1 protein-coding gene is annotated in these 759 nt (G+C 58.2%); it reads left to right on the top strand.

The window, feature by feature from the left end; genetic code table 11:
* The coding region (locus ACR0C6_RS21690; RefSeq protein ID WP_480621208.1) for a DNA polymerase at positions 1-759 on the top strand (759 nt) is incomplete at both ends.

The following is a 759-nucleotide window of genomic DNA, read 5'->3' as shown; positions in this document are numbered from 1 at the left end:
CATGGCGGTGAGCATGGGCATGGGATGGACACCCTGTCCGAGCGTTATCTGGGCCACACACCAATCCCGATCAAACCGCTGCTGGGGTCGGGAAAATCGGCAATTACCTTCGACAAGGTCGCAATTGACGAGGCCACGGCTTATGCCGCCGAAGATGCGGACATCACCTTGCGTTTGTGGCAGCTGTTCAAGCCGCAATTGCACCGGGCGCAGGTGACCACGGTCTATGAGACGCTGGAACGGCCGCTTGTGCCGGTGCTGGCCGAGATGGAGATGCATGGCATCAAGGTCGACCGTGATGTCCTGAGCCGGATGTCCAACGCATTTGCCCAGAAAATGGCCGGGTTAGAGGCTGAAATTCACGAGCTGGCCGGAGGAAGCTTTAATGTCGGGTCGCCTGCTCAGCTGGGCGAAATCCTGTTCGACAAAATGGGTCTGGAAGGTGGCAAGAAAGGCAAGACCGGCAAATACTCGACCGGCGCTGATATTCTGGAAGACCTCGCAACCGAGCATGAACTGCCGCGCCGTGTTCTGGACTGGCGGCAGCTGAGCAAGCTGAAATCGACCTACACCGACGCGCTGCAGACCCATATCAACCCCGACACAGGTCGGGTGCATACGTCTTATTCGATCACCGGAGCAAATACAGGGCGTCTGGCCTCGACCGATCCGAACCTGCAAAACATTCCGGTGCGGACAGAAGAAGGGCGGCGTATTCGTGAGGCTTTCATCGCCGAGCCGGGCAATGTGTTGGTAAGC

Source organism: Ruegeria sp. AL12, from assembly GCF_056540885.1.
This window is presented reverse-complemented; position numbering and strand designations above follow the sequence as displayed.